The sequence below is a fragment of the Paenibacillus sp. BJ-4 genome (assembly GCF_020404765.1).
Classification (GTDB): Bacteria; Bacillota; Bacilli; order Paenibacillales; family Paenibacillaceae; genus Paenibacillus.
The window spans coordinates 1-211 of the sequence record NZ_JAIVEM010000150.1; the positions used below are offsets into that span (position 1 = coordinate 1).

1 rRNA gene is annotated in these 211 nt (G+C 54.5%); it reads left to right on the forward strand.

The window, feature by feature from the left end:
• Nucleotides 1–211, forward strand: a 16S ribosomal RNA gene (locus LCF57_RS23225); the annotation flags it as partial.

Sequence of the window (211 nt, forward strand, 5' to 3'; positions counted from 1 at the left end):
AGTAACACGTAGGCAACCTGCCCACAAGACAGGGATAACTACCGGAAACGGTAGCTAATACCCGATACATCCTTTTCCTGCATGGGAGAAGGAGGAAAGACGGAGTAATCTGTCACTTGTGGATGGGCCTGCGGCGCATTAGCTAGTTGGTGGGGTAATGGCCTACCAAGGCGACGATGCGTAGCCGACCTGAGAGGGTGATCGGCCACAC